At 37.6% G+C, this 22,044-nt stretch carries 27 protein-coding genes and 1 pseudogene; 18 read left to right on the plus strand and 10 right to left on the minus strand.

Annotated elements, in window-relative coordinates; genetic code table 11:
- Window positions 1-47 precede the first annotated feature (47 nt).
- On the plus strand, window positions 48-440 hold the full coding sequence (locus ACWATA_RS08885) for a hypothetical protein (protein ID WP_028414388.1): 393 nt from the start codon (window positions 48-50) through the stop codon (window positions 438-440).
- Window positions 441-463: 23 nt separating this feature from the next.
- On the opposite strand, the gene ACWATA_RS08890 is transcribed toward ACWATA_RS08885, so the two are convergent.
- A complete protein-coding gene (locus ACWATA_RS08890; protein WP_028414387.1) occupies window positions 464-820 on the minus strand; it encodes a helix-turn-helix domain-containing protein in 357 nt (118 codons plus the stop codon).
- Between the two features lie 267 nt (window positions 821-1,087).
- Between ACWATA_RS08890 and ACWATA_RS08895 the strand changes: the two genes are divergently transcribed.
- Together ACWATA_RS08895 and aspA are read left to right on the plus strand one after the other, a co-directional pair.
- Complete coding sequence (locus tag ACWATA_RS08895) at window positions 1,088-2,071, plus strand: asparaginase (RefSeq protein WP_033580584.1); 984 nt, start codon at window positions 1,088-1,090, stop codon at window positions 2,069-2,071.
- Window positions 2,072-2,091: 20 nt separating this feature from the next.
- Complete coding sequence (gene aspA / locus ACWATA_RS08900) at window positions 2,092-3,522, plus strand: aspartate ammonia-lyase (RefSeq protein ID WP_014459383.1); 1,431 nt, start codon at window positions 2,092-2,094, stop codon at window positions 3,520-3,522.
- 34 nt (window positions 3,523-3,556) lie between these two features.
- On the opposite strand, the gene ACWATA_RS08905 is transcribed toward aspA, so the two are convergent.
- Complete coding sequence (locus ACWATA_RS08905; protein ID WP_084595970.1) at window positions 3,557-4,000, minus strand: HIT family protein; 444 nt, start codon at window positions 3,998-4,000, stop codon at window positions 3,557-3,559.
- A gap of 254 nt (window positions 4,001-4,254) precedes the next feature.
- Between ACWATA_RS08905 and ACWATA_RS08910 the strand changes: the two genes are divergently transcribed.
- From ACWATA_RS08910 to ACWATA_RS08925, 4 genes are all read left to right on the plus strand, one after another.
- On the plus strand, window positions 4,255-4,677 hold the full coding sequence (locus tag ACWATA_RS08910; protein WP_034270210.1) for a MerR family transcriptional regulator: 423 nt from the start codon (window positions 4,255-4,257) through the stop codon (window positions 4,675-4,677).
- 427 nt (window positions 4,678-5,104) lie between these two features.
- Entirely contained in the window at window positions 5,105-5,686 is a 582-nt protein-coding gene (clpP, locus tag ACWATA_RS08915) for an ATP-dependent Clp endopeptidase proteolytic subunit ClpP (protein ID WP_028414383.1), read from the plus strand.
- 12 nt (window positions 5,687-5,698) lie between these two features.
- Entirely contained in the window at window positions 5,699-5,863 is a 165-nt protein-coding gene (locus ACWATA_RS08920; protein ID WP_165573521.1) for a hypothetical protein, read from the plus strand.
- Between the two features lie 161 nt (window positions 5,864-6,024).
- Window positions 6,025-6,441: a YhfM domain-containing protein gene (locus tag ACWATA_RS08925; RefSeq protein ID WP_028414382.1), complete on the plus strand. Its 417-nt coding sequence runs from the start codon at window positions 6,025-6,027 to the stop codon at window positions 6,439-6,441.
- A 280-nt stretch (window positions 6,442-6,721) separates the two neighbouring features.
- Here ACWATA_RS08925 and ACWATA_RS08930 read toward each other — a convergent pair whose 3' ends face one another.
- Window positions 6,722-6,991 (minus strand): GlsB/YeaQ/YmgE family stress response membrane protein, encoded by a 270-nt coding sequence (locus ACWATA_RS08930; protein WP_013083843.1) that lies wholly within the window; start codon window positions 6,989-6,991, stop codon window positions 6,722-6,724.
- A gap of 350 nt (window positions 6,992-7,341) precedes the next feature.
- Between ACWATA_RS08930 and ACWATA_RS08935 the strand changes: the two genes are divergently transcribed.
- Window positions 7,342-8,157 (plus strand): STAS domain-containing protein, encoded by an 816-nt coding sequence (locus ACWATA_RS08935; protein ID WP_028414381.1) that lies wholly within the window; start codon window positions 7,342-7,344, stop codon window positions 8,155-8,157.
- A gap of 43 nt (window positions 8,158-8,200) precedes the next feature.
- On the opposite strand, the gene ACWATA_RS08940 is transcribed toward ACWATA_RS08935, so the two are convergent.
- Both ACWATA_RS08940 and ACWATA_RS08945 read right to left on the minus strand, forming a co-directional pair.
- Window positions 8,201-8,386 (minus strand): aspartyl-phosphate phosphatase Spo0E family protein, encoded by a 186-nt coding sequence (locus tag ACWATA_RS08940; protein WP_028414380.1) that lies wholly within the window; start codon window positions 8,384-8,386, stop codon window positions 8,201-8,203.
- A 156-nt stretch (window positions 8,387-8,542) separates the two neighbouring features.
- Window positions 8,543-8,806 (minus strand): GlsB/YeaQ/YmgE family stress response membrane protein, encoded by a 264-nt coding sequence (locus ACWATA_RS08945; RefSeq protein WP_013083841.1) that lies wholly within the window; start codon window positions 8,804-8,806, stop codon window positions 8,543-8,545.
- 196 nt (window positions 8,807-9,002) lie between these two features.
- Between ACWATA_RS08945 and ACWATA_RS08950 the strand changes: the two genes are divergently transcribed.
- The 3 genes from ACWATA_RS08950 to ACWATA_RS08960 all read left to right on the plus strand — a co-directional run bounded on the left by ACWATA_RS08950 (window position 9,003) and on the right by ACWATA_RS08960 (window position 11,007).
- Window positions 9,003-9,767 carry a GNAT family N-acetyltransferase gene (locus ACWATA_RS08950; protein WP_325077744.1) on the plus strand — a complete coding sequence of 255 codons (765 nt, stop codon included), beginning with the start codon at window positions 9,003-9,005 and terminating at the stop codon, window positions 9,765-9,767.
- A 142-nt stretch (window positions 9,768-9,909) separates the two neighbouring features.
- Window positions 9,910-10,386: a hypothetical protein gene (locus ACWATA_RS08955; RefSeq protein WP_014459392.1), complete on the plus strand. Its 477-nt coding sequence runs from the start codon at window positions 9,910-9,912 to the stop codon at window positions 10,384-10,386.
- A gap of 138 nt (window positions 10,387-10,524) precedes the next feature.
- Complete coding sequence (locus ACWATA_RS08960) at window positions 10,525-11,007, plus strand: hypothetical protein (RefSeq protein ID WP_473049771.1); 483 nt, start codon at window positions 10,525-10,527, stop codon at window positions 11,005-11,007.
- A 36-nt stretch (window positions 11,008-11,043) separates the two neighbouring features.
- On the opposite strand, the gene ACWATA_RS08965 is transcribed toward ACWATA_RS08960, so the two are convergent.
- On the minus strand, window positions 11,044-11,877 hold the full coding sequence (locus ACWATA_RS08965) for an STAS domain-containing protein (RefSeq protein ID WP_028414377.1): 834 nt from the start codon (window positions 11,875-11,877) through the stop codon (window positions 11,044-11,046).
- Between the two features lie 238 nt (window positions 11,878-12,115).
- Window positions 12,116-12,898 (minus strand): YtvA family blue-light photoreceptor, encoded by a 783-nt coding sequence (gene ytvA, locus ACWATA_RS08970; RefSeq protein ID WP_033580591.1) that lies wholly within the window; start codon window positions 12,896-12,898, stop codon window positions 12,116-12,118.
- A 152-nt stretch (window positions 12,899-13,050) separates the two neighbouring features.
- Between ytvA and ACWATA_RS08975 the strand changes: the two genes are divergently transcribed.
- The 4 genes and pseudogenes from ACWATA_RS08975 to ACWATA_RS08990 form a co-directional block, all read left to right on the plus strand.
- Complete coding sequence (locus ACWATA_RS08975) at window positions 13,051-13,314, plus strand: hypothetical protein (protein ID WP_081751998.1); 264 nt, start codon at window positions 13,051-13,053, stop codon at window positions 13,312-13,314.
- Window positions 13,315-13,666: 352 nt separating this feature from the next.
- Window positions 13,667-14,332 carry a cobalamin B12-binding domain-containing protein gene (locus ACWATA_RS08980; protein ID WP_048018977.1) on the plus strand — a complete coding sequence of 222 codons (666 nt, stop codon included), beginning with the start codon at window positions 13,667-13,669 and terminating at the stop codon, window positions 14,330-14,332.
- Window positions 14,319-15,143, plus strand: coding sequence for an STAS domain-containing protein (locus ACWATA_RS08985; RefSeq protein ID WP_029714452.1), 825 nt, complete (start codon window positions 14,319-14,321; stop codon window positions 15,141-15,143). Before ACWATA_RS08980 ends, ACWATA_RS08985 begins: the two co-directional genes overlap by 14 nt.
- A gap of 138 nt (window positions 15,144-15,281) precedes the next feature.
- Window positions 15,282-15,662 (plus strand): annotated as a pseudogene (locus ACWATA_RS08990) (EamA family transporter); the annotation flags it as partial.
- Between the two features lie 112 nt (window positions 15,663-15,774).
- Here the strand turns inward: ACWATA_RS08990 and ACWATA_RS08995 are convergent.
- On the minus strand, window positions 15,775-16,689 hold the full coding sequence (locus tag ACWATA_RS08995; RefSeq protein ID WP_013083830.1) for a LysR family transcriptional regulator: 915 nt from the start codon (window positions 16,687-16,689) through the stop codon (window positions 15,775-15,777).
- Window positions 16,690-17,097: 408 nt separating this feature from the next.
- On the opposite strand from ACWATA_RS08995, the gene ACWATA_RS09000 reads away from it, so the two are divergent.
- Entirely contained in the window at window positions 17,098-18,201 is a 1,104-nt protein-coding gene (locus tag ACWATA_RS09000; protein WP_425204800.1) for a citrate/2-methylcitrate synthase, read from the plus strand.
- Between the two features lie 54 nt (window positions 18,202-18,255).
- On the opposite strand, the gene ACWATA_RS09005 is transcribed toward ACWATA_RS09000, so the two are convergent.
- Complete coding sequence (locus ACWATA_RS09005) at window positions 18,256-18,720, minus strand: DUF4306 domain-containing protein (protein WP_223260182.1); 465 nt, start codon at window positions 18,718-18,720, stop codon at window positions 18,256-18,258.
- A gap of 188 nt (window positions 18,721-18,908) precedes the next feature.
- On the opposite strand from ACWATA_RS09005, the gene ACWATA_RS09010 reads away from it, so the two are divergent.
- Window positions 18,909-19,793 carry a diacylglycerol/lipid kinase family protein gene (locus ACWATA_RS09010; RefSeq protein WP_473049772.1) on the plus strand — a complete coding sequence of 295 codons (885 nt, stop codon included), beginning with the start codon at window positions 18,909-18,911 and terminating at the stop codon, window positions 19,791-19,793.
- 29 nt (window positions 19,794-19,822) lie between these two features.
- Here ACWATA_RS09010 and ACWATA_RS09015 read toward each other — a convergent pair whose 3' ends face one another.
- Window positions 19,823-20,386: a YitT family protein gene (locus ACWATA_RS09015; RefSeq protein WP_033580595.1), complete on the minus strand. Its 564-nt coding sequence runs from the start codon at window positions 20,384-20,386 to the stop codon at window positions 19,823-19,825.
- A gap of 360 nt (window positions 20,387-20,746) precedes the next feature.
- On the opposite strand from ACWATA_RS09015, the gene ACWATA_RS09020 reads away from it, so the two are divergent.
- The gene (locus tag ACWATA_RS09020; protein ID WP_473049773.1) at window positions 20,747-21,916 is read left to right on the plus strand and encodes an MFS transporter; all 1,170 of its coding nucleotides are present in this window, start codon (window positions 20,747-20,749) and stop codon (window positions 21,914-21,916) included.
- Window positions 21,917-22,044: the final 128 nt, after the last annotated feature.

A 22,044-nucleotide genomic window follows, 5' to 3' on the forward strand; every position in this document is an offset into this window, starting at 1 on the left:
AAAGTCGCTAAAATAATAGATAGGGAACCGAAAGAAGAGGGAAATAGATGGAATACACCGCAAAACAATTTACGCCGCAGTTAGAAAAGCATATACATAAGGTTGAAAGGTCTATGCAAGAACTTCTCAAATCCATATATGAACAATATAAAGAAGCTTTTGAAAAAAAGGGGATGGAGATCTCTGTAGATGTGATCCGTGAAGGGGAAAATCCTTTTCACCCTGGTTATCACGCCACTATTCAAGTGGGTATTTTAGAAAAAGATGAGTTTTTAGATGGTCTTTTTATTCCTATCTGGCACTGTGTACGCACATTTTTGGGCATTCGTTCTTCGAAGAAGCTCCCAGGCAGCAAGATAACCGGAGAGCTGATGGAAGAAACAGAAGAGGAAATAACAAAAGAAGTAGTAGCCTATTTAGACATGCAGCTAGAAGATTAGAAGCAACCTGCTTCTAATCTTCTTTAAATTGAAGAAGGTGCAGTTTCTTTTTCAATTTGTCTTTTAGCACGAATAAAGGCCGTCAGCTGCTGAATTTCTTCTTGAGATAGTTCCGCACCGTCGACCGTAATTCTATGAGTTTGAGGCGATGTTAATTCGATGGGTGCATCTGAAGGAGAATGAGGTTCCTTTTCCTTACCTAGCAAGTAGTCTGTTGATGTATCAAATAGTTCTGCGATTGTAACGAGTGCTTCAAGAGAAGGACGACGATAGCCAGATTCGTATCCTGCGTAGGTGCTTTTAGCAATTTCAAGCTGGTCAGCTGTATATTGAAGAGACCATTTTTTTTCTTTCCTGAGTTGAGCTAATCTGCTTAACATTCATGACGCTCCTTTGTAGGTGTAGTATGTAAAAAACCGAGGCATTCAGCTCGCGCGCAGATCTTTGGAATCAAACCGTGAGCCAATTTACATTTTTATTCATTATATCATTGCCGTAGAGAAAAGTGTACGCGAAACGAATAATTTTTCTCTTGATTTATTGAATTTGGGTTACTATAATTACAGGTGAAGTACGCGAAATGAATATAATTTATTTGATAGATTGTCAGGTTTTTTTACAGAAATTAAGCAAAGGGGATGTCGGTTTTGAAAAAACTATTATTGTTATCAACTGGCGGAACGGTCGCTTCACTTGAAGGTGAAAATGGACTTGTTCCTGGAATGGAGCCAGATCAATTACTAAGCTACATACCTGATTTAAATGAACATTGTCAAATTGACAGCAAATCTCTTATGAATCTTGATAGTACAAATATGCAGCCTGAATGTTGGATAGAGATGGCAAAAGCGATTGAAGAGCATTATAATGAATACGATGGTTTTGTTATTACCCATGGAACAGATACAATGGCCTACACATCGGCAGCTCTTTCTTACATGCTTCAGCATTCTAAAAAACCAATTGCGATTACAGGATCTCAAATTCCTATTTCATTTAGTAAAACGGACGCGAAGCGCAATATTGCAGATGCGATTCGCTTTGCATGTGAGGAAACAGGCGGAGTCTATGTAGTCTTTGACGGTCGTGTGATTCAAGGCACAAGAGCAATTAAGCTTCGTACAAAAAGTTATGATGCATTTGAAAGCATTAACTATCCATACGTGGCGTCTATCCATGATAATACGGTGGAATATACAAAATCGGTTGGCTCTAGTAAAGAAGAGTTGACGGTTAATACATCTCTTTGTACGGATGTGGCAGTTGTCAAACTGTTTCCCGGCATTAAGCCTGAATTTTTCGATGGATTAAAAGATGTATATCAAGGCGTTGTTGTTGAAAGCTATGGAAGTGGAGGAATTCCATTTCAAGTTCGCAATATTTTAGCCAAGCTTATTGAATTGACAAATCACGGTGTATCCGTTGTCATTACTACTCAGTGCCTTGAAGAAGGAGAAGACATGGGCATTTATGAAGTAGGCCGAATGATTAATCATGACAGCGTCGTTCGCTCAAAAAACATGAACACAGAAGCCATTGTTCCTAAATTAATGTGGGTGCTCGGACAAACCAAAGACCCTCACCAAGTGAAAAAGATGATGGAAACGTCGATTGCAGAAGATATTAATTAAAAAAGAAAGCAGGTACAGCTATGAAACAAGAAACAGCAGGATATCGTACAGAAGCTGATTTTCTAGGAGAAAAACAAATTCCAGCAGACGTATACTACGGTGTACAAACCGCACGTGCCGTAGAAAATTTCCCGATTACGGGTTATAAAGTACATGAAGAAATGATTAAAGCGCTTGCTATCGTAAAAAAAGCGGCAGCGCTTGCAAATATGGATACAAAGCGCTTGTATGAAGGTATTGGAAATGCGATTGTGCAAGCAGCTGATGAAATCTTAGCAGGTCAGTGGCATGAATACTTTATTGTGGATCCTATTCAAGGCGGAGCAGGAACGTCAATGAATATGAATGCTAATGAAGTGATTGCAAACCGTGCCCTTGAAATTATGGGAGACAATAAAGGCGAATACGGTAAATTAAGTCCTAACAGCCATGTGAATATGTCTCAGTCAACAAATGATGTATTTCCAACGGCTATCCATATTTCAACGCTGAACTTATTAAATAAACTTCTTGTTACAATGAATGATATGCATGATGTATTTAAACGAAAAGCCCAAGAATTTGATCATGTGATTAAAATGGGCCGTACGCATCTTCAAGATGCTGTACCCGTTCGTCTTGGTCAAGAGTTTGAAGCATACAGCCGCGTGTTAGCGCGCGACATTAAGCGTATTAGCGCGACGCGTGACCACTTGCATGAAGTAAATATGGGAGCGACAGCTGTTGGAACAGGCTTAAATGCAGATCCTCGCTATATTGAAAATGTAGTCAAACACTTAGCCGATATCAGCGGTCTGCCGCTTGTACATGCAGAGCATTTAGTGGACGCTACTCAAAATACAGATGCTTATACAGAAGTATCTGCGGCGCTTAAAATCTGTATGACGAATATGTCTAAAATTGCAAATGACCTGCGTTTAATGGCATCAGGTCCTCGTGCAGGCCTAGGTGAAATTAGCCTTCCTGCTCGTCAGCCTGGTTCTTCAATCATGCCAGGAAAAGTAAATCCGGTTATGGCTGAATTAATCAATCAAATTGCGTTTCAAGTAATGGGAAATGACCAAACGATCTCTCTTGCTTCAGAAGCAGGTCAGATGGAGCTTAACGTCATGGAACCTGTGCTTGTATTTAATTTACTTCAATCAATCAGCATCATGAACAACGGTTTCAGAAGCTTTACAGATCACTGTCTAGCAGGAATTGAAGCAAACGAAACGCGGATGAAAGAATATGTAGAAAAAAGCGTAGGGATTATTACAGCTGTTAACCCTCACTTAGGCTATGAAGTCGTATCGCGTATTGCGCGTGAAGCGATTTTAACAGGAAAACCAATTCGTGAGCTTTGCCTTCAATACGATGTGTTAACAGAAGAGGAATTAGATCTCATTTTAAATCCATTTGAAATGACGAACCCTGGTATTGCAGGAAGTTCATTATTTGATCGTCAATAAAGAGAACGGCTTCCATAAGGAGGCCGTTTTTTTTTTATAAAGACATTTGCTGAATGACGCGGCGCATTTTCTGAGCTGTTGCAGCCAAGACGTCATCATTTTCAGCATATTCGGGTATTTGCGTATAAAAATCTCCGAAACACTCCTCTTTATATCTCGGAACGATGTGCATGTGAAAATGAGTTAACTCGTTAAACATACCCCCGTTTTGAGAGAGAGTAACTCCGTCTGGAATAAAAAGCGTCTTAACTGCTTTTGTCATTAGCTTCGCTGCATTCATCACGGCTAGTATGTGTTCAGTATCAAATTCGTCGATTTCCACTATATGTGCTTTAGGAAGAATTAAGAGGTGTCCTTCGTTAAACGGCTTGTGGTCTAGCAGGCATGTCACAAACGAATCTTCAAATATCATATGCGATTTTTCTTGGTTATTTGCTAATCGACACCCTAAGCAATCTATACTTGGATTCCCCATCATATGTTCTCTCCTTTTTTAAGATAACTAAAGTGTAGCACGAGAAGTGTCAGGAGGAATAGATTGAAATATACACAGTTGTTTTTTCGCTTAGTAAAGAGAGCCCGGGTATATGACCTGGGCTCTTTGGTTTGTTCTTTTTATTTATAGGCTTTGCTGCTTTATCTAAAATTTACCATGGTTTTAATTGTAAAATAAATATCTTTACAGTATAATGACAGTGTAACAGTTAACTGTAACTAAAAAGGGGGGATTGTTTGAAAACATATACAGGCAAGCAAATTACGGAATTATTAAACAATGAAGGTGCGGACTTGAACCTGCGTACGGTGAGGTATTACACGCAAATAGAAATTGTTCCTCCGCTGGAGCTAGTGGGAAATAAGCGCGTCTATACAGATCAGCATGTTCATTACTTTCGAGCCGCTTTAACATTATCAAAAGCAGGGGAGTCACTAGCTTCCATTCAAGAAACGCTGCGTTCAATGAGTGTGGAAGAAGTGAAAAGTATAGGTGCGCAGCTCCCCCTTTACCAAAGCAAACAAATTCAAAATCAAGAAATGCATCAAGTCAATGAAGATGTGTTTGTCGCTATGAATCGGAATTTATCAGCAGACGTACGGCAAAAAGTAATTGAGTCTGTTACTCAGATTTTAAAGGATCATTCATCGCATGATTAAATTAGCCATAGCAAAATCAGTAATGGAAAAAGAAGAAGGAATGAACCACCTATGTATTACATTTGAACGATCGCAAATAAAAGTTAAAAACATCACGATTGATATTCAGCTGCCCGAAGGTTTGTTCAAAACAAGAAACTTAAATGGGTACTGTGAAAACCCACAAGGACAAATCGAAGTAAAACATATTGACGATGAACCTTTATTAATAGAGCTCTACACGGAAGAGACCGTTTTATATCCACAGGCAGAGATTGCAGTTGTGGTGACTTGCCGCGATGAACGCTTGCATATACAGCAAGAAAGACATTCTCTAACGATTAAATTTACCGATGAAGATTTGATAGGGGATTCATTTTTAAATCAAGAAGTCAGTGCAAAAGTAAAAAAATTTGCTCGTATTAATTCAGTGGAAAGAGGCGGTCACATGAACTTAACTCCCTATGTAGTAGAACAAACAAGTAAAGGAGAGCGTGCCTATGACATTTATTCAAGGCTGTTGCTCGACCGAGTGATTATGCTCACAGGTGAAGTTACGGATGAGGTGGCTACTAGCATTATCGCTCAGCTTTTATTTTTAGATGCAGAAAACCCAGAAAAAGATATTAGCATTTATATTAATTCACCGGGAGGGTCCATTACAGCGGGCATGGCTATTTTTGATACAATGCAGCTTATACGTGCAGATGTAAGTACATTGTGTATAGGGCTAGCAGCATCTATGGGTTCAGTTTTACTAGCGGGCGGTCAAAAAGGGAAACGTTTTGCTCTTCCTAACAGCGAAGTGATGATTCATCAGCCGCTAGGAGGAGCAAAAGGACAAGCAGCTGAAATTGAAATTCGAGCGAAGCGTATTTTGCGCTTAAAAGACCACCTAAATGAACTTCTGTCTGAACGAACAGGACAATCGCTGTCAACGATTAATAAAGACACTGATCGAGATACATTCTTTACAGCGGATGAAGCAAAAGAATATGGCTTGATTGATCAAATTTTAGTTCATCAATAAGGAGGATACCATGTGGAAAAGTCAAATCGTTATTCAGTAGAATATGAATGGGGAAACGTGATTTATTACCAAGAAGTAGAAGCAATGACGATACACGAAGCAAAAGAATACGTTCAACATACAAAAGTAAACGCCGCTATTCGCGCTGTTCATGTCATAGAAGATGTCGAATCGTAACGAAAAACTGGATCCTTTCGGGGATTCAGTTTTTTTGAGCAAATGAAGCAGGGATTTATAGGAAGAAAAGAGAATGCAAAAAGAGATTTAAAAACGAGCAGCTGGTAGCATCATTCAGCAAGAACATCTCATTTCAATTACAAAAAGAAAGGTAGATGTAAATGAAAAAAGTATGGTCTGGATTAGTAGTTCTCATTGCTATTTGTTGGGTGATCACAGGATGTCAGCAAAGCAGTGCTTCAAGCGGTACTGTTGAACAAAAGCTCGTAATCGAAAAATACATAGCCGATAATCAATATGGCCATGCGGTTAAAATGAAAGACCAAAATCAAGTGCAGAAAGTGCAGCAGTGGTTAAAAGATGTATCCTGGAGAGAAGAAAAAGCTGAAATGATTCGAAAACCTAACTACATTCTTCACTTTGAACCGGTAGAAACCAAAAAGGATATAAAGGTACAATCTTACCGGATGTGGGTCAACTTAGACAACGAAACCGTTGAATTAGCTACAGATACACACTACGCACAGTTAAAGGGCAAACAAGCAAGGTCATTTATTGAACTAGTAGAACCGAAATAGAAAGCAGCTATAAAACAATGTCCAATAAAAGCTAAAACTGCACCCGTTCATATTGAAGCTATCTTCACCGATATGCTTGATGACCTCGAAGGGACAGAGGTGCTCATTACTAACGCGCTTGATATGAGGGTGTAGAAATATTAAATGTCAGAGGTGACAAACAGCAATTATTAAATGTAGCCATAAAGAATTACACTTACAGGTAGGTCCATTATTAAAACATTTTGCTATAAGAAGTAAGGGAAAAAGAGAAATCAAGACGCTGATTTCTCTTTTTTATTTAGGCGTGTCGATGATTATTATTTCCGCGCATTTTGCGTAAAACAAAACTCACAATTAAAACTAAAATAACAGCACCAATAATTGCAGGAACAATTGCGAATCCGCCGATCTCTGGACCGAAATCTCCAAAAATTAGAGAGCCTAACCATGCTCCAATGAAACCAGCGATGATGTTTCCGATAATTCCACCTGGAACATCTCGTCCTGTTAACACACCAGCAAGCCAGCCGATAAGTCCTCCAACAATAAGCGTCCAAATAAATGACATATACCTAACCTCCTTTTTATAGGGAATTCCTTTTCAGTCTTTCCTAAAACACATTTTGTCATGCGACATGCTTGCTGCAAACCCTTTTGCATTTTTTCATCTATTTATCATATATGCTAAAATAGTCTAACTTCAAATTGAAATGTTATGTATGAGAATTCACTGTGAAAGTAACGATAAAACGAAAGAGAGAAGTTCAGCTTATGTACGTTTTAGACTCAATTTAGCTCATTCTATTCGCAAAAAAGGACATCCGGTTTATTTTTAAAAGCTTTTTCCCTTAGTTTTACTTTTTTCAACAGTATTTGTGATATCATTTTAAGTAAACAAATTCTTAACGGGAGAACAATATGGAGTCATTATTATTAGATAAAAAGCTTAAACACATTACGAATTTAATTCTAGAAAAAAAAGAAGAGTTCTCAAAACAAAAACAAGATGAAGACAAAGATATTCAACAACAGTTAGAACCGTGGCGCGTTCATTTAATTAAAATATACGCTGATTCTGTATCAACAAATGATACGAAAAACTTTGAAGTGCTTGAGGAATGGGGAAGAGAAGTAGCGAATTTACTCGTTACTCTTCAGCTTCCGTTAGATGTAGCATTAGAAGAAATCAGCTATTACCGAAATATTATCGGGGAAATTATTAAAGAAGAAGCAAAAGCTGAAACGTTTACGTTTGATGCCTTCTATCAAGTTATTTCTCGTTTCAACTTAGTAGTGGACAAGGCTGTGCACTGGGTTAGTAAATCGTATATGACCGATTTTGCAAACAAAATTCAATCGGCTCGCTATGCAATTGATGAACTTTCAATTCCTGTGGTACGCATTACGAAAGAAATTGGCGTGATTCCTCTTGTTGGCGATTTAGATACAAATCGTGCTCAAATTTTAATGGAAAATGCCCTTCAGCACGGCAGCGAGTACAAGCTAAATTGGCTGATTATTGATTTATACGCAGTTCCAATTATTGATACGATGGTAGCGGACCAAATTTTCAAAGTAATCGGTGCTTTAAAATTATTAGGAATTCAAGTAGTTTTAAGCGGTATCCGTGCTGAAATTGCTCAGACGATGGTGAACTTAGGGTTAGATTTGGCTGATATTACAACTTTCAGTAGCCTTCACCAAGCAGTGGAATATGTTAATCAAGCGGACTAATATAAAACAAAAGCCCATGATATGGTTACATACTCATGGGCTTCTATTGATAGAAGAAAATTTGAAGTTTATTTAATAAAGCATCTAATGATTGACTAACTTGAAGTGTGTTAGGACTTGTCATTCCTTCACGGACAGCCGTTTGAATCATCAACGTTCGTGTCTGTTCGATTTCTTCTATTAGTATTTGGTACATAGATTTGTCTTTTTGATGGGTTGAAAGCAGCATGTTGATTCCTCTTTTTTTATAGTGATTATGGTTAAATTAACATTAATAGGTTTATTTTTCAATATTATGAAATTAAAAATAGTAAATTTTAAGAATTTTTCATATAAAAAAGAACCTCTTTTTCAACAGAGGTTCTTTTTCTAATATAATAATTCATTATGCATGTTTATGACTACCACGCATTTTTCTCATGATGAAACTTACGATTAACACTAAAATGATCGATCCGATAATAGCAGGAATAATAGCAAATCCACCTACAACTGGTCCGAAGCTTCCAAAGATAGCTGAACCTAACCAAGAACCGATGAAACCGGCAATAATGTTACCAATAATACCTCCTGGAACGTCTCTTCCCGTAATTAATCCGGCAAGCCACCCAATAATACCACCTACAATAAGTGCCCATAAAAATGACATAAATATCATCCTCCTTTTTAATGATGTATTGCTTATATAGGTTAGTACCCCACTTAAAAGAAAACTATTCATAGAATAACAAAAAAATAAAAAAACTTGGAAAAGGACTTAAGAACTGGGATAGAGTCATAGAAAATAGACTAACTAGTATATAATAGAAAAAGGAACATAGTTTAGAAGAGAAAGGAGACATGAAGTGAAAATAAAAAATCAAAGCGATATAGTAGAACAACACTTGATTCAGCACTGGATGTATTTTCAGCATACGAAGAAATCTGTGAAGGTGGATACACCAGAAATGAAATGGATTTCTGCATCTCCTTATAATCGCTGCATATATGCAGGAACCCGTCATATTGAGACTGCGTTAGGGATGTGCTCTTCGGAAGGGGAAGAACCTCTATGGATTGTTGGTCCATCTTCATATGATAACCTTGGGCCAGTTCTTCATAAAAATGGATTTGTTCCTTATGAAAAATGGATCGGAATGATTCAGCACATTCAAGAAAAAGAATACGTACACACAGGAGTAGAAGAGTTTCAATGTAAGCGAGTGCACACAGAAGCTGAATTGAAAGAATGGATTACGGTATACATAGATGGCTATCAAAAACCAAAAGAATATCAAGCTGACTTTCTTGAAAGGTTTAGGGAGCTTATGCAGCACACTGACCAATATCACTTATATTTGGGTCTTTATCATAACCGGCCAGCTGTAGCTGGGTCTCTCTTTTTTTATGACGGTACAGCGGGTTTGTACTGTATCACTACAGCTAGACATATGAGGAGAAAAGGCCTGGCTACCGCCTATTTGAAGGAAGTTCTTACTGAAGCAAAAAAACAGGCAGATACGTGTATTTTGCATGCTACAAGTGCAGGAAAGCCAGCCTATGAAAAACTTGGTTTTACAGCGGTTAACGAATTTGATGTATACAGATGGAGAAATAGAGATGGAAAATAATGTGCTGAAGCTTGTGAAACAAGAGACAAAATTCGACAAAATTTTAAAAAAGTGTAGCTTCCACTTCGTTTTTGGTGTATCCTAGGAAAAAGCAGCAGCATGAGCTAGTGTTGTACATAGAACACAGATAAAAGGAGTCATTATGAAACATTTTTTTAAAACGAGCACGTTTTGGATAGGTTTAGTTGTCGGAATCGCGCTCACATTTGGGGGATATTTTACTGTTACTAGTATTTATGATTATTATTTAGGACGAGAACAGCTGAAAGTATTGACTGCCTCTCAGAAAAACCTTCAAACTGCTTTTAAAGAGTATAATCAGCTTATGGCCGAAAAAAAAACCAAAAAGCAATTTATCAATGAACTCGATGATATTTCAAATACGATAAACTATGAATATAATGAATTAGCTTCCCTTGATCCTACGATGAAAACGATGTATAAGCATACGGGCGTCATCGATGATATGGAACTGATGATTGATAATATCGATAGCATTTATGAATTAACGATGAATGATCACAAAGACGCAACAAAACCGCTTCAAACCTACGTATCTGATTTAATGGAATATGTAGAAAAAGATATGAAAAAAGAAATAAGCATGCTAAGTAAATAGAAAAAAACAGCTGTCTAAACAAATAGGCAGCTGTTTTTTTGTTGATTATAAAAGGAATCTTTTGGTTGCAGGCGAAAGAGTATACTATGCACCCACTCACTTACGTGCACCACGTTCACAAAAAAGGGAGGACATAGTATGAAAAAAGTGGTGGTTATCCTATTTAGTTTATTTTCATTAACCGCATGTCAGGTTCCTACAGCTGAAACGCTTGAAGATCCTTATCCACCCGCTATAAAAATAATAGCCGAAGGCAAAGAAGCCATCATTAAGCCTTTATTTTTTTGCTGGACCGAATGTGAAGCTGATTTTGGCGAACGAAAAAATTTCAGACAAATTGTTATGAAAGATAGTATTCCCGTCTCTCAAGGTGGTCAAGTGTCCATTGAAATAGATGGTAAAGAACCTAATGCGCTTTATTACAAACAAATTCGCAATCAGTCTATTTATGAAAACATAGTAGAAAAAAAGGACATAAAAAAAACATCTGCTATTACAGTAGATTCTGCCTCTCACAGTAACAGTGATCGGTATATACTCGTAGCGGACTGGAAAGATAACAACGGTGAAAAGTTAATCGGGCGCGTCTACTATACTCCAGTAAAATTTGAAACGCCATAGATATGGCTCTCTATGCTGTAATAGAGAGCCATATGTTTAACTAATAGAATTAAGCGCCTGTGCAAGAGAAGAAGTAGTCTTGACCTGTTCAAATGAAAGCCCTAAGCGAATTGCAGTTTGAGAAATTTCCGGTCGAATTCCAGATAAAATTGTTTGCACCCCGATTAAACGAAGAGCTTTTACCAAATTAAAAATCTCTTGTGCCATCATCGTGTCAATCGTAGCTACACCGAGCAGGTCAATACATAAATGTTCAACGCCTTTTTCCGAGCATTGCTGAAGCGTGTTTTCTAAAATAAACTGACTTTTGACCGTTCCAATATCCCCCACAAGAGGCAGAAGGGCAACTTTGTTTTGAAGCATGATAACAGGAGAACTTAATTCATTAATTAACTCTTTCTGAGCGTTCAGCTGTTCTTGCGTATTCTTATGATATTCTTGAATAAAGATATAAATAGATAGATCAAAGGCTTTAACAATAATGTCATACCACATAAATATCTTATCCACGCTTACCTCTTCTGGGTGCAAAGAGATAAACTTCTTTAAGTAATTAACGACAATTTTTTGTGAATTAAAATATTCTCGAACGATAAAGTGAAGAGGCGTACTTAAATGCTTTGGATCACGTGCAAGTTCGACCGACCACTGCTGGAAATCGGAAAAAAAGTATTCCTCATCTTTTATAAATACGTCAAATAAATGCTGAAAATAATCTTGATTTTGCTGCTTCAGTTCTTTCACAATTACTGGATTTTTACTCGAATACACGGAGAACTCGTTTTCATCGTCGAGCTGATTGTACCAGTCTTCAGTTAATTGAAGAGAATGTTCTTTAAAAAAATGATATAGGTCCTGATTTCTATGCATGAAGACTCTCCTTACATATGTATAGTCTAATTGTTTTATAAATAAAGGCATAAAAGCATCCCCTGATCTAGAGTGAGGATGCTTATAAATAAACCCATTATGAAGCGCATTTATTTTCCTATACGCCTTGTTTTCCCTAACTGTATAATCTCAAACCCAATTTATTAAAAAATAAACATTTTTTAACTAGCCTATTCATGCATTTTACCTATTTTTCATAAAGAACCACTTCTTGTGCTTATAGCTTTAGCTTCGGTAAGGCATCTTTAATGCTTTGATAGACTAAAATAAAAGACATATCATCTTCTATAGTGCTCATATGTATGGCCATGTTAGGAGAAATTCCTGTTAAAACAAGCTGAGTTCCCATGAGCTTCAGCCAATTGTAAATATTAAGAATATCACGGCCGAATGAATCATTAAATTGCGCTAACCCTGATACGTCTAGGATTAAATAACGATCTTTGCTGGTTGTGTTACGCGAGGTGAAACTATTGAATAGCATTTCTATACGCCGTTCGTTTAACGTTCCGATTAATGGAAGAACAGAGATTCCTTCCTCTATTGGCACGATAGGAGTGGATAGTCTTTCAACTTCTTCCAAAGCTTGCTGAAGCTGTTCTTGGGCTGTAATTTCTATGGTAACGTCTTTTTGAACACCGATAAAGTAATATTTATCTTCTTCTTCTATATATGTTGGGTCAATCGTTAGCTGATTATGAAAGAAAGAGCCGTCTTTTCGGTAATTCACAAGCGTAACAGAGACTGACTGATTGCGGCTGATAGCGCTGCGAATTTCATCAACGTGGTGCGGGTTTGTAAGAGGACCTTGTAGAAAACGGCAATTTTCCCCTAATACTTCTTCTTCCTTATAGCCGGTCATAAGGGAAAACCCTTGGTTGAGGTAAATAATTGGATTATCAGGTAAAGAAGGATCCGTCACGATAATGCCAGATTGTGAGCTATGAAGGGCCTTATTTAAAATGGACCATTTTGAATCTTGAGCTTCAGGTGTAGTCAATGCATTCCCTCATTCCTTGGAAATTTTATAAAAATATTGTGACATAAACACGTCAAAAAAACAATTTTCGATGCGTTTGCTTCTAGAGAAAGAATGAAGATAAGGAAAAATATGTTATAATAGTTTCGGGGGCAAAGGGAGTGTGAACAAATGTGATAACAATCAATTTATTTAATGTTAGTTTCTTTGTGATGGCGCTAGTAGGCTTTATCCTCATTTTTTGTTTGCGTATAAAGTTCAAGCGGCCACTATCATTGTTTAAATGGTCTTTTTTGTTCGGAACGGTGCTGCTGTTGCTAAGTTTATACTTGTTTATGGCGACGAGCCAATATATTCATTTGATATGCAATACAATCGGCTCAGTTATGACAGCGCTCTATCTTATCAGTATTATGGTGGGAGCAGAAGAGTCATAAATACATATGTTTGAAAGTCTATTAAAAGTGGAAAATAAGTAGCGATGCTTAAAAGAGAAAGAAACGAACTTACATTCTTTCAGCCGAAATAATGACAACTGGAAAAACACCTCGGTAAAAAATGCCGAGGTGTTTTTCATAAATAAAAGGGAAAGGAGAATATTTAGAGAAATACTAGTCATATTTTACTGAGTATAGTAAGATTGAAAGTTATTATTCTATTTTTATATTGTTGCTATTGGCAACATGTGTTAGTCTAAAAGTGGTATACATTTTAGGCGATCTTGAAAAAGAGAGACGAGAAGCTTTTATTCAAGTTTCTTAAAAGCTTTACGTTTACTGAGGTGAAACAATGAAATCTCAAGTACAAAAATTTGTAGGCTATTTATTAGCTGGTGATCAAGACAGCGCTTGGGAAGTTGTGCTAGAAGAAATCCAACAGGGAAAGAACAGCCTAGATATTTATGAAAATTTAATTACAACCGCAATGCGAGTAACTGGAGATATGTGGGAAGAAAATATCATTTCTGTAGCTGATGAGCATGTTGCAACTACGACGTGTGATTATGTGCTAACTCGCTATCGCTTTTATAAAAAAATTCAGGGACACGCTTCAGACACCGCTCCAAGGGCACTGCTTCTATGCTTGGAACAAGAACAGCACTTCATTGGTTTAAAGATGGTGGCTTTATTGTTTGAGGAACATGGTTGGAATACTCGCTTTTTAGGTGCCAATCTACCTCTGGAATACGCTGAGAAAATGGCTATAGAATGGAAGCCGCACATGGTAGGATTATCTGTCAGCATTCCTTATCATATTGAGAGGCTTGCTGAATATACCAAAACTTTGGACAAATTAGAACCAAGACCAACAGTAATGGTAGGAGGGCGTTTAGTTTCTCAAATTGATTTCCGTTCTTACTGTTCTGAGCATACACGCCTAATTCCGGATCTTTACCAACTAAATAACTGGTTAATCAGTTATCACAAAGGAGTGGAAGTTAATGTCGATGCTTGAATATGTTCCAATTCCTTACTTTCTAGTGGATACTGAATTTAATATTTTGGAATGGTCGCAACAATCAGGTCATTTATTTAAGCCTTCAGCTAATTTTTTAGATCTTGTAGACGTATTTAGTCAAGAAAAGGCGAGAAAGTTTTTAAGCTTGCGCCAGAAAGATTCTCGAGAATTGTCTGTAGACGAACCCCATGATGAGCAAACGCTTGTCCAAAGCCGAGGCCAGGCTATTCAGAAAGTAGAGCTTGTGATGCAAACCAATGATTCGCCGTATTCACTGTTTGAATGCTTAATTCAATGGGATAGTGATATAGGTCATTTAGTTTGTATTCGCCAAGATGAACGTATACAGGAGCTAACGAATCTTGTTCAAGACCATCGGAAACGATTAGCAGATACAGATTTTGAACTGCTTGAACAAAAAGAACGTCTCGAAAAATCATTACAAAAAATTAAGCAATTGTCCGCTTCTTTTATTAAATTATCCTCTAAAGTAGGGCTTATACCTCTTTTTGGAGACTTAGACACAGCTCTTGTAGCTGAAAATACGTCCATTTTGCAAAACTTTGCACATGAAGGAAATTACACCACGCTTCTATTTGACTTTGGGGGCCTAGATATATTAACAACCGAAGGAATTCAAGCTTTTGCAGGCTTTATGCAGTCCTTCTATCTTATGGGGATCACATGCTATATTATTGGCATGAAACCGCACCATACGGCTGCTTTGAAAAATAGAACGTTTGGTGAACAAATTATTTATATGAATAACCTAAGTGAAATTATTGCTGTGAATAAAAATGTGAGTTAAAAGGGTGGAGGAGAAGAAAGAATAACTTTCTTCTCCTCTTTCTGTATACACTTCTCTTCTTATAATTAAACATCTATTAAAGAATCTTTTTATATTTCAGCTGAAAGAATGGCGTTAAGACGTTGAAGCCCTGTGTCGTTTTTAATTAACGGTATTCAAATGTTTTACGGGGGAATATTTCTACTCGTGCTATCTTTATGTACAGAGCAGATTCATGTTTCGACTATTATGCCTTGGAACGCAGTATGGTCTATTGTATATTTAATTTTTGTTGGTTCAATTGCTGGACACGGCTTATATTATTGGCTAATCGCCCAAACAAATCCGGTTTTTCCATCTACTTGGTTGTATGTATCTCCTTTAATCGCCGTGTTAATCGGCTATGTAGTCTTAAATGAAGCTATCACGCCTTCTATTATTGGCGGAGGTCTTCTTATTTTAATAGGAGTATTTATGGCCAATCGTGAAGCTTTGGGAGTACATTTTAAAAAAGGTGTGCTATTCAAAAAGCAGCTGTAAAACAAGTCGCCATTTGCTGACTTGTTTTTAGTTAATCGCAAGACAAAAAAGGGTGAAGAAGATATCAAAGATGACTAAAAGCCTCTTTCTAATGAAAGAAGAGGCTTTTTTGTTAAGAGTTTGCTGACATCGTATGAGACGGCAAAATGATGTCTTGGTCTACTAGGAAGGATAAAAGTTCTCGTGTAGCATATGACATATAGCGATCTTTTTTCAAAATGATGCCGAGCTCCCACATTGGAGTAGGTGCGGCAATTGGAATACTTTTAATAAAGGGATTATTGATTTTCGGAAACACGGACTTTGGTAAAATAGCAATACCTAATTCAGAAGCAACTAGTTCAATAATCAAATCCCATTGAGAACTTTCGTACGCTATTTTTGGATGAAAACCCGCTTGAATGCACTCATGAATAATGCGATCATGAAGAGAGAAATCTTTGCTGAACAGGACAAACGGCTCTTCTCTAAGCTCGCTCAAAGCAACAATTGATTTAGCTGCCAGGGGATGCTCATGATGAATGTATAAATTAAACTCTTCTTCAATAAACGGATAGACGTGAAAAAGAGGGTTTTGAATAGGCAATACGATAATGCCAAGGTCTACTTGTTCGTTTTCTACAAGTTCGACAATTCGCTTTGCGCCAAGCTCCACAAGCTCTAATTTCACCTGAGGATGTTTTGATGTAAAGTTTTTTGCGATCATTGGGAAAACAACAGTCCCTACTAAAGGAGGAATCCCTACTTTAATATCTCCTGTAGGGAGATTTCGTAAATCATCTAACAGAGCATGCAGCTCGTGAAGAGTGGATACCAGCTTTTGGCTTTGCCCATATACAATCTGTCCTGCATCGGTTAATGTCAGCTTTCGAGTAGAGCGATCAAAAAGGTCTACGCCGAGTTCTTCTTCTAGTTTTTTTACAATTTTACTTAATGCTGGCTGAGACAAGTGAATTGCAGCTGCTGCTTTCGTGAAACTTTTTTGATTAACTACTTCCATGAAATGTTGCAGTTCTCGAATATCCATAAATTCTCCTCACTAGTATTCTTAGTTTTCATACTATTTATTCTATTTATCTATTTTACTTATGATTCAAATAAATGTAAACTCTTACATAAGGAAGTGAATAGTGATTCATCCAAAAATAGCACATCAAATTCCTCTAAATACGTTAGAAACCCGCATATTTGTAAGCGTTAACAAAAAGTACCCTCGAAGAAAATCCTAAAAAAATATTTTTTTCTCCCGTAAAACAAAGCCGCGAGCGCAGAAATAACACGTGTTGAAATGTTCATTTTGTATACTGTTCTGACAATTAAGAAAGAGGAATAAAATGGTATAGTGCACCACTAAGGTGAGTCTATTCATTCTGCAAACGAGCCGTACATAAAAAAAAGGGCCGGTTTGTTAAAAATAATTGGGGGAGTGGTTGAGATGACATATGTTAAAGGACTAGAAGGAATCGTTGCAGCTGAAACAAAAGTAGGGCATGTTGATGGAGAGAAAGGTCAGCTGATTTATCGCGGATATTGGGCAAAAGATTTGGCGATCAATTATTCTTTTGAAGAAGTTTCTTATTTAATTTGGAACGGCACGCTGCCAAATCATGATGAGTTAAAAGCATTTAAACAAGAGATGGTGACTCATCGTACGCTTCCAGCTAATATTGTTGCGTTAATGGACTGTTTGCCAAAAGATACAGAAGTGATGAGCGCGCTTCGCACATGTATCTCGGCGTTAGGAGACCCTTCATACAGCTGGCCTCCGACAAAAGAGCAGGCGCTTGCGATTACAGCGGTAACACCTACCATTATTGCCTATTGGTATCGTAAAATGAATGATCTAGAAATAGTAGAGCCTAACGAGCATTTGGATCATGTAGCAAACTATTTATACATGATTAACGGAGAAATTCCAGATCAAAGTTTGGTTACGGCGCTAAACGCCTATTTTGTTTTGACAATTGAGCATGGAATGAATGCCTCAACCTTCTCATCACGCGTTATTTCATCTACCGAATCTGACATGGTTTCAGCTATATGCGGAGCAATTGGCGCGATGAAAGGTCCGCTTCACGGAGGAGCTCCTTCTGGTGTTATTAACATGTTTGATGAAATTGGAAGTGAAGAGAATATTGAGCCTTGGGTTCGTAAAAAATTAGATAATAAAGAGAAAATCATGGGGTTTGGTCATCGCGTTTATCGCACACATGACCCAAGAGCAGAAGCATTAAAAGAAGTATCGAAACAAATTTCAGGAGACAACGGGCTATTTGATTTAATTGTTAAAATTGAAGATAAAACCATTGAATTACTAAATGAATACAAGCCGGGGAGAGGCATTTATACCAACGTAGAATATTTCGCTGCAGCGGTTATGAAAGCGGTTGAGCTTCCGTCTGAACTATTCACTCCGACCTTCACAGCAAGCCGTGTGGTTGGTTGGACAGCTCATGTCGTGGAACAGTCAGAAAATAATCGTATTTACCGACCTCAGTCTGCTTATATCGGTTATACGCCAGTTGAGCAAAATCAATAATAAACCGGATTTCACATAAAAAACGTCGGTAGATCCGACGTTTTTTTCATATGGTTAAATATATTCTTTTTGAGAATAAAATCGCTTTAATAAATAGAATAATCCGACTGCTAAGCATAAACTTGCTGCAGCTAAGCTAGAGGTAATCATGGCGTGTTCACCTTCGGTCGGGGTATGTGAAAGTTTATAGCTGCTGTAGCATAAAAGAGCTGTGATACATAAACAGCAGGAGCTAATCAATCCATACCGTTTTTTGAACCCAATAATAGATAGTAATACAATCAAATAAATCCCGCTCACCATCATCATAATTGGAAACTGAGGGTGGAATTTAATTGTATATAACAAATAATCGATGTGAGAATAGTGATGAACCGCCGAGGACTTTGTTAGCCCTCCGGTCAAACTAGCTGATAAAGGTCCTTCAAGCATCGAAGAGCCGTTATACCAAGTAGCGACTGAGGAAAGTAAAAAAACAAAACAACTTGCAAATAGCTGCGTCATGCATTTTATTGACACGTATAGAAAGCTCCTCTCAATAACCATCTTTTGTTAATACAAGTCCGAAAATTATTATAGCAGGTTTTGAAAGTAAAAAAAGCACTATTGGAATGGTTTCATAAAACGTTCATATTTCAAAAGGTTTGTTTTTTCAAAAGAAAGGGAAAAAAGGTGAAACGGAAGATATGAATAGAGGAGAGAGAAAGATGAAGGCAGCAGTGATTTTGAATCCAAACGCAGGAAACAAAAAATTAGTAAATGAAATTGACTTTATATGTGATCGGTTAAACACTGCATTTGAGACGGTTACGTTATATAAAACAGAGCAGCCTGGAGATGGTGCCGAGCTGGTAAGAAAATTGGAAAGCGAAGCGGATGTCATTATTGGAGCAGGAGGAGACGGGACGATTTATGAGTTGATCAACGCTCTTGCTCCGCTGAAGCAACGCCCTGTATTTGCTATTTTACCCGGAGGAACGTGCAACGACTTTTCGCGTGCAATCGGAATGAATCAAAATCCTTTAAAAGCAGTGGAGCAAATTATTGAAAAGCAGACGGAAGCAGTGGATGTTGGAAAACATGGCGAAGATTATTTTTTAAACTTTTGGGGAATCGGTCTCGTAGCTGATGTATCTGAAAATATTTTAGAAGAAAATAAAGAGAAATTTGGTAAGCTCTCTTACTACATGAGCGTAGGTAGAACGTTAAATCAAGCAGAGCCTTTTCAATTAAAAATGACGAGCGAAAAAGCTTCCTATGAAGGAGAAGCAGTTATGGTGTTAATTGGGAACGGTCCTTTTTTAGGAGGAACTCGCGCTATGCTAGGAAACAGCTCATTTCAAGACGGATTATTAGATGTATTCGTTATTAAAGAAATGGGAATCGAGCCGGTTATGGCATGGTTACAAACAACTCCTGATGAGGAACAGCTTGCCCCTGAAAGCAACCTTATGCATTTTCGGACAAAAGAAGTCCATATTGAAACCACTCCTGAAAAAACGGTAGATTGTGATGGAGAAAAAGAAACGACAACACCTTCAACGATTACGGTTCTCCACAATCACATAAATATGATAGTAGGAAACAAATAAAAAAAACGCTGAAACTTCAAGCGTTTTTTTTATGAAGACAGCCATCGCGGAGAAGTGAAGAGCATAATCATTATGCTGCTCATCGTAATAACAAGCATGGAGTAGCAAAAAGCTGTAAATCCGATAATATGTAAGCCCACTATCATAATCGTACTGTCTAAGATAAAAATGGTTATTCCTATATTAATTTTCCATTTTTTTGATACAATAATAGCGATTAAATCCAGACCGTCCGAACTGATGCCGTAGCGAAGCATCAGTCCTATTCCCATTCCTACGAGTGTGCCTCCAAGCAATGAGCTAAAGAGCAAAGGAAGCTCCAGCGTGCCTTCGAGAATAGACAGCCATTCTGTCATAAAAAAAGAAACAAACAAACCTATACTTCCATAAAAAAAGTTTTGGCGATGACGAAAAAAAGCATATAAATAGACAGGTACGTTCAAAAAGAAAATGGACATTCCGATAGGAGTTCCAAACACATAATATACGATAAGCCCAAATCCTATAAGTCCACCGTCTAGTAAGTGATACGGAGCAATAAATCCGTTTAGCCCTAGTCCAATTAATAAGCTGCCACAGCAAATCGAAACCACTCTCGAAAAAATATTCCTCACCCTATACGTTAAATTTTAATGGGAGTACTCGTCCATCTATGTATATGACAAGCTTAGGTTATTTAGAAGTAAAGAAGAAGAAAAAAGAAAATTATGTAAAAAGTATTGATTCTATAACTCTGATATTCTATAGTTAATCTAACTTCGTTTTCACGACAATTTCTTGATTTTTTACCATACTGTTTAACTGTTTGTATTTTTTAATATATATAAAAGTTGTGTTCTGTAAAAAGCATACGATTGTAATAAGTCGATAAAAGCAAGCCGCTATATAAAGGGGTTGATTACGTGTAGGATTCTCTTTCTTTTCAGTCATACTAAAAAGAAAGAGGGATTGTCGTGAAAAATCGTTCCGTACTTTTTTTATGGTTTGGTCAAAGCCAAGCTAATTTAGCAGATGTATTATATATTGTTGCGTTAATCAGCATTCTTTACGCTCAAAATAGTTCTCCTGTGCTGCTTTCATGCATTCCGTTTACCATTACGGCTGCTAAGTTTTTGAGCAGTTTTACGGTGCCTTTTCTTATAGATCGCTACAGAGCTAAGCGTATTCTTGTGGTGTCTCAGCTGTTAAAAACCAGTGTTTTGTCTATGTTTTTCTTGTGGCATATGTCGCTTATCAGCATGCTGTGCTGCGTGGCGCTTATTGCTTTTTTCGATGGGTGGGCAGCTCCGGTTCAAAGCTCTATGCTTCCTCATTTAGTAGATAAAGAGAAGCTGTTAAAATGGAACAGTATGTTTAATGTCACGGATCAAACGATTCAAATTGCAGCCTATCCGCTTGGAAGCTTTCTGATTATTAGCTGGGATGCTACCGGCCTTTTATGGCTGTCATTTTCGTTATTTAGTTTGTCACTCGTATTCATGCAGGCCATTCGCATGAACGTTCATTCTTCTAAAACGAAGCAAAAACAAGGGTTAAAAGAGGGATGGAAGCTAATTTGGCATTATCCGCGCCTGCGGGTTTTATTAGTCATGGAGGTTTTAGAAGGGATGGCTGCCGGCGTTTGGGCATCAGCTATTGTCTACGTGTTTGTGAAAGAAATATTAAATAAAAATGAAGCTTGGTGGGGATATATTAACAGCAGTTTTTTTGTTGGAACGGTTCTTGGTGGTTTCGTTTTGCTGAAGATTTCAGTTGAGCAAGAGAGAAGTCTTTATCATATCGTAATACTAGGCAGTCTTTTTTCAGGTTTCTTTACATTATTGTTCGGAGTGATATCTGTGCCGTTTCTTTCCCTTTTACTTAGTTTTACTATTGGCATTGCCCTTCAAATAAGCGCTACGTGTTCTTACACGCTTACACAAACGGCCGTTCCTTTAGAAAAGCTTCCTAAGGTGCTTTCCGCTACGCTGAGCGTTTCATATGTGACGTTTGGACTTTCGGTGCTGCTGCTTGGCGCTGCTGCTTCGCTAAATGTGACGGCGGCGTTTCTAACGGCAGGAGGACTGATTGTAATCAGCGGCTGCGTAGGTTTATTCTTACGAAATTATGCGCTTGCTAACTAAAAAAGGTTGCTGTTTGCAACCTTTTTTTAAAACAGCGTATTTTCTCTCCTCAACCATAAGCCGTATAAGGTTGTTTGCTTTAAATATCCCCTTGTGTAAAAGTAGGGAGCTTTTCACGAAAACGAAAG

This window comes from Priestia sp. USM5 (assembly GCF_058323215.1).

Coding starts and splice junctions, on each gene's coding strand:
- ACWATA_RS08885 (WP_028414388.1), top strand. CDS start 48: ATGGAATACACCGCAAAACAATTTACGCCGCAGTTAGAAAAGCATATA.
- ACWATA_RS08890 (WP_028414387.1), bottom strand. CDS start 820: ATGTTAAGCAGATTAGCTCAACTCAGGAAAGAAAAAAAATGGTCTCTT.
- aspA (WP_014459383.1), top strand. CDS start 2,092: ATGAAACAAGAAACAGCAGGATATCGTACAGAAGCTGATTTTCTAGGA.
- ACWATA_RS08905 (WP_084595970.1), bottom strand. CDS start 4,000: ATGATGGGGAATCCAAGTATAGATTGCTTAGGGTGTCGATTAGCAAAT.
- clpP (WP_028414383.1), top strand. CDS start 5,105: ATGAACTTAACTCCCTATGTAGTAGAACAAACAAGTAAAGGAGAGCGT.
- ACWATA_RS08925 (WP_028414382.1), top strand. CDS start 6,025: ATGAAAAAAGTATGGTCTGGATTAGTAGTTCTCATTGCTATTTGTTGG.
- ACWATA_RS08930 (WP_013083843.1), bottom strand. CDS start 6,991: ATGTCATTTATTTGGACGCTTATTGTTGGAGGACTTATCGGCTGGCTT.
- ACWATA_RS08935 (WP_028414381.1), top strand. CDS start 7,342: ATGGAGTCATTATTATTAGATAAAAAGCTTAAACACATTACGAATTTA.
- ACWATA_RS08940 (WP_028414380.1), bottom strand. CDS start 8,386: ATGCTGCTTTCAACCCATCAAAAAGACAAATCTATGTACCAAATACTA.
- ACWATA_RS08945 (WP_013083841.1), bottom strand. CDS start 8,806: ATGTCATTTTTATGGGCACTTATTGTAGGTGGTATTATTGGGTGGCTT.
- ACWATA_RS08955 (WP_014459392.1), top strand. CDS start 9,910: ATGAAACATTTTTTTAAAACGAGCACGTTTTGGATAGGTTTAGTTGTC.
- ACWATA_RS08960 (WP_473049771.1), top strand. CDS start 10,525: ATGAAAAAAGTGGTGGTTATCCTATTTAGTTTATTTTCATTAACCGCA.
- ACWATA_RS08965 (WP_028414377.1), bottom strand. CDS start 11,877: ATGCATAGAAATCAGGACCTATATCATTTTTTTAAAGAACATTCTCTT.
- ACWATA_RS08980 (WP_048018977.1), top strand. CDS start 13,667: ATGAAATCTCAAGTACAAAAATTTGTAGGCTATTTATTAGCTGGTGAT.
- ACWATA_RS08985 (WP_029714452.1), top strand. CDS start 14,319: ATGTCGATGCTTGAATATGTTCCAATTCCTTACTTTCTAGTGGATACT.
- ACWATA_RS08995 (WP_013083830.1), bottom strand. CDS start 16,689: ATGGATATTCGAGAACTGCAACATTTCATGGAAGTAGTTAATCAAAAA.
- ACWATA_RS09000 (WP_425204800.1), top strand. CDS start 17,098: ATGACATATGTTAAAGGACTAGAAGGAATCGTTGCAGCTGAAACAAAA.
- ACWATA_RS09010 (WP_473049772.1), top strand. CDS start 18,909: ATGAAGGCAGCAGTGATTTTGAATCCAAACGCAGGAAACAAAAAATTA.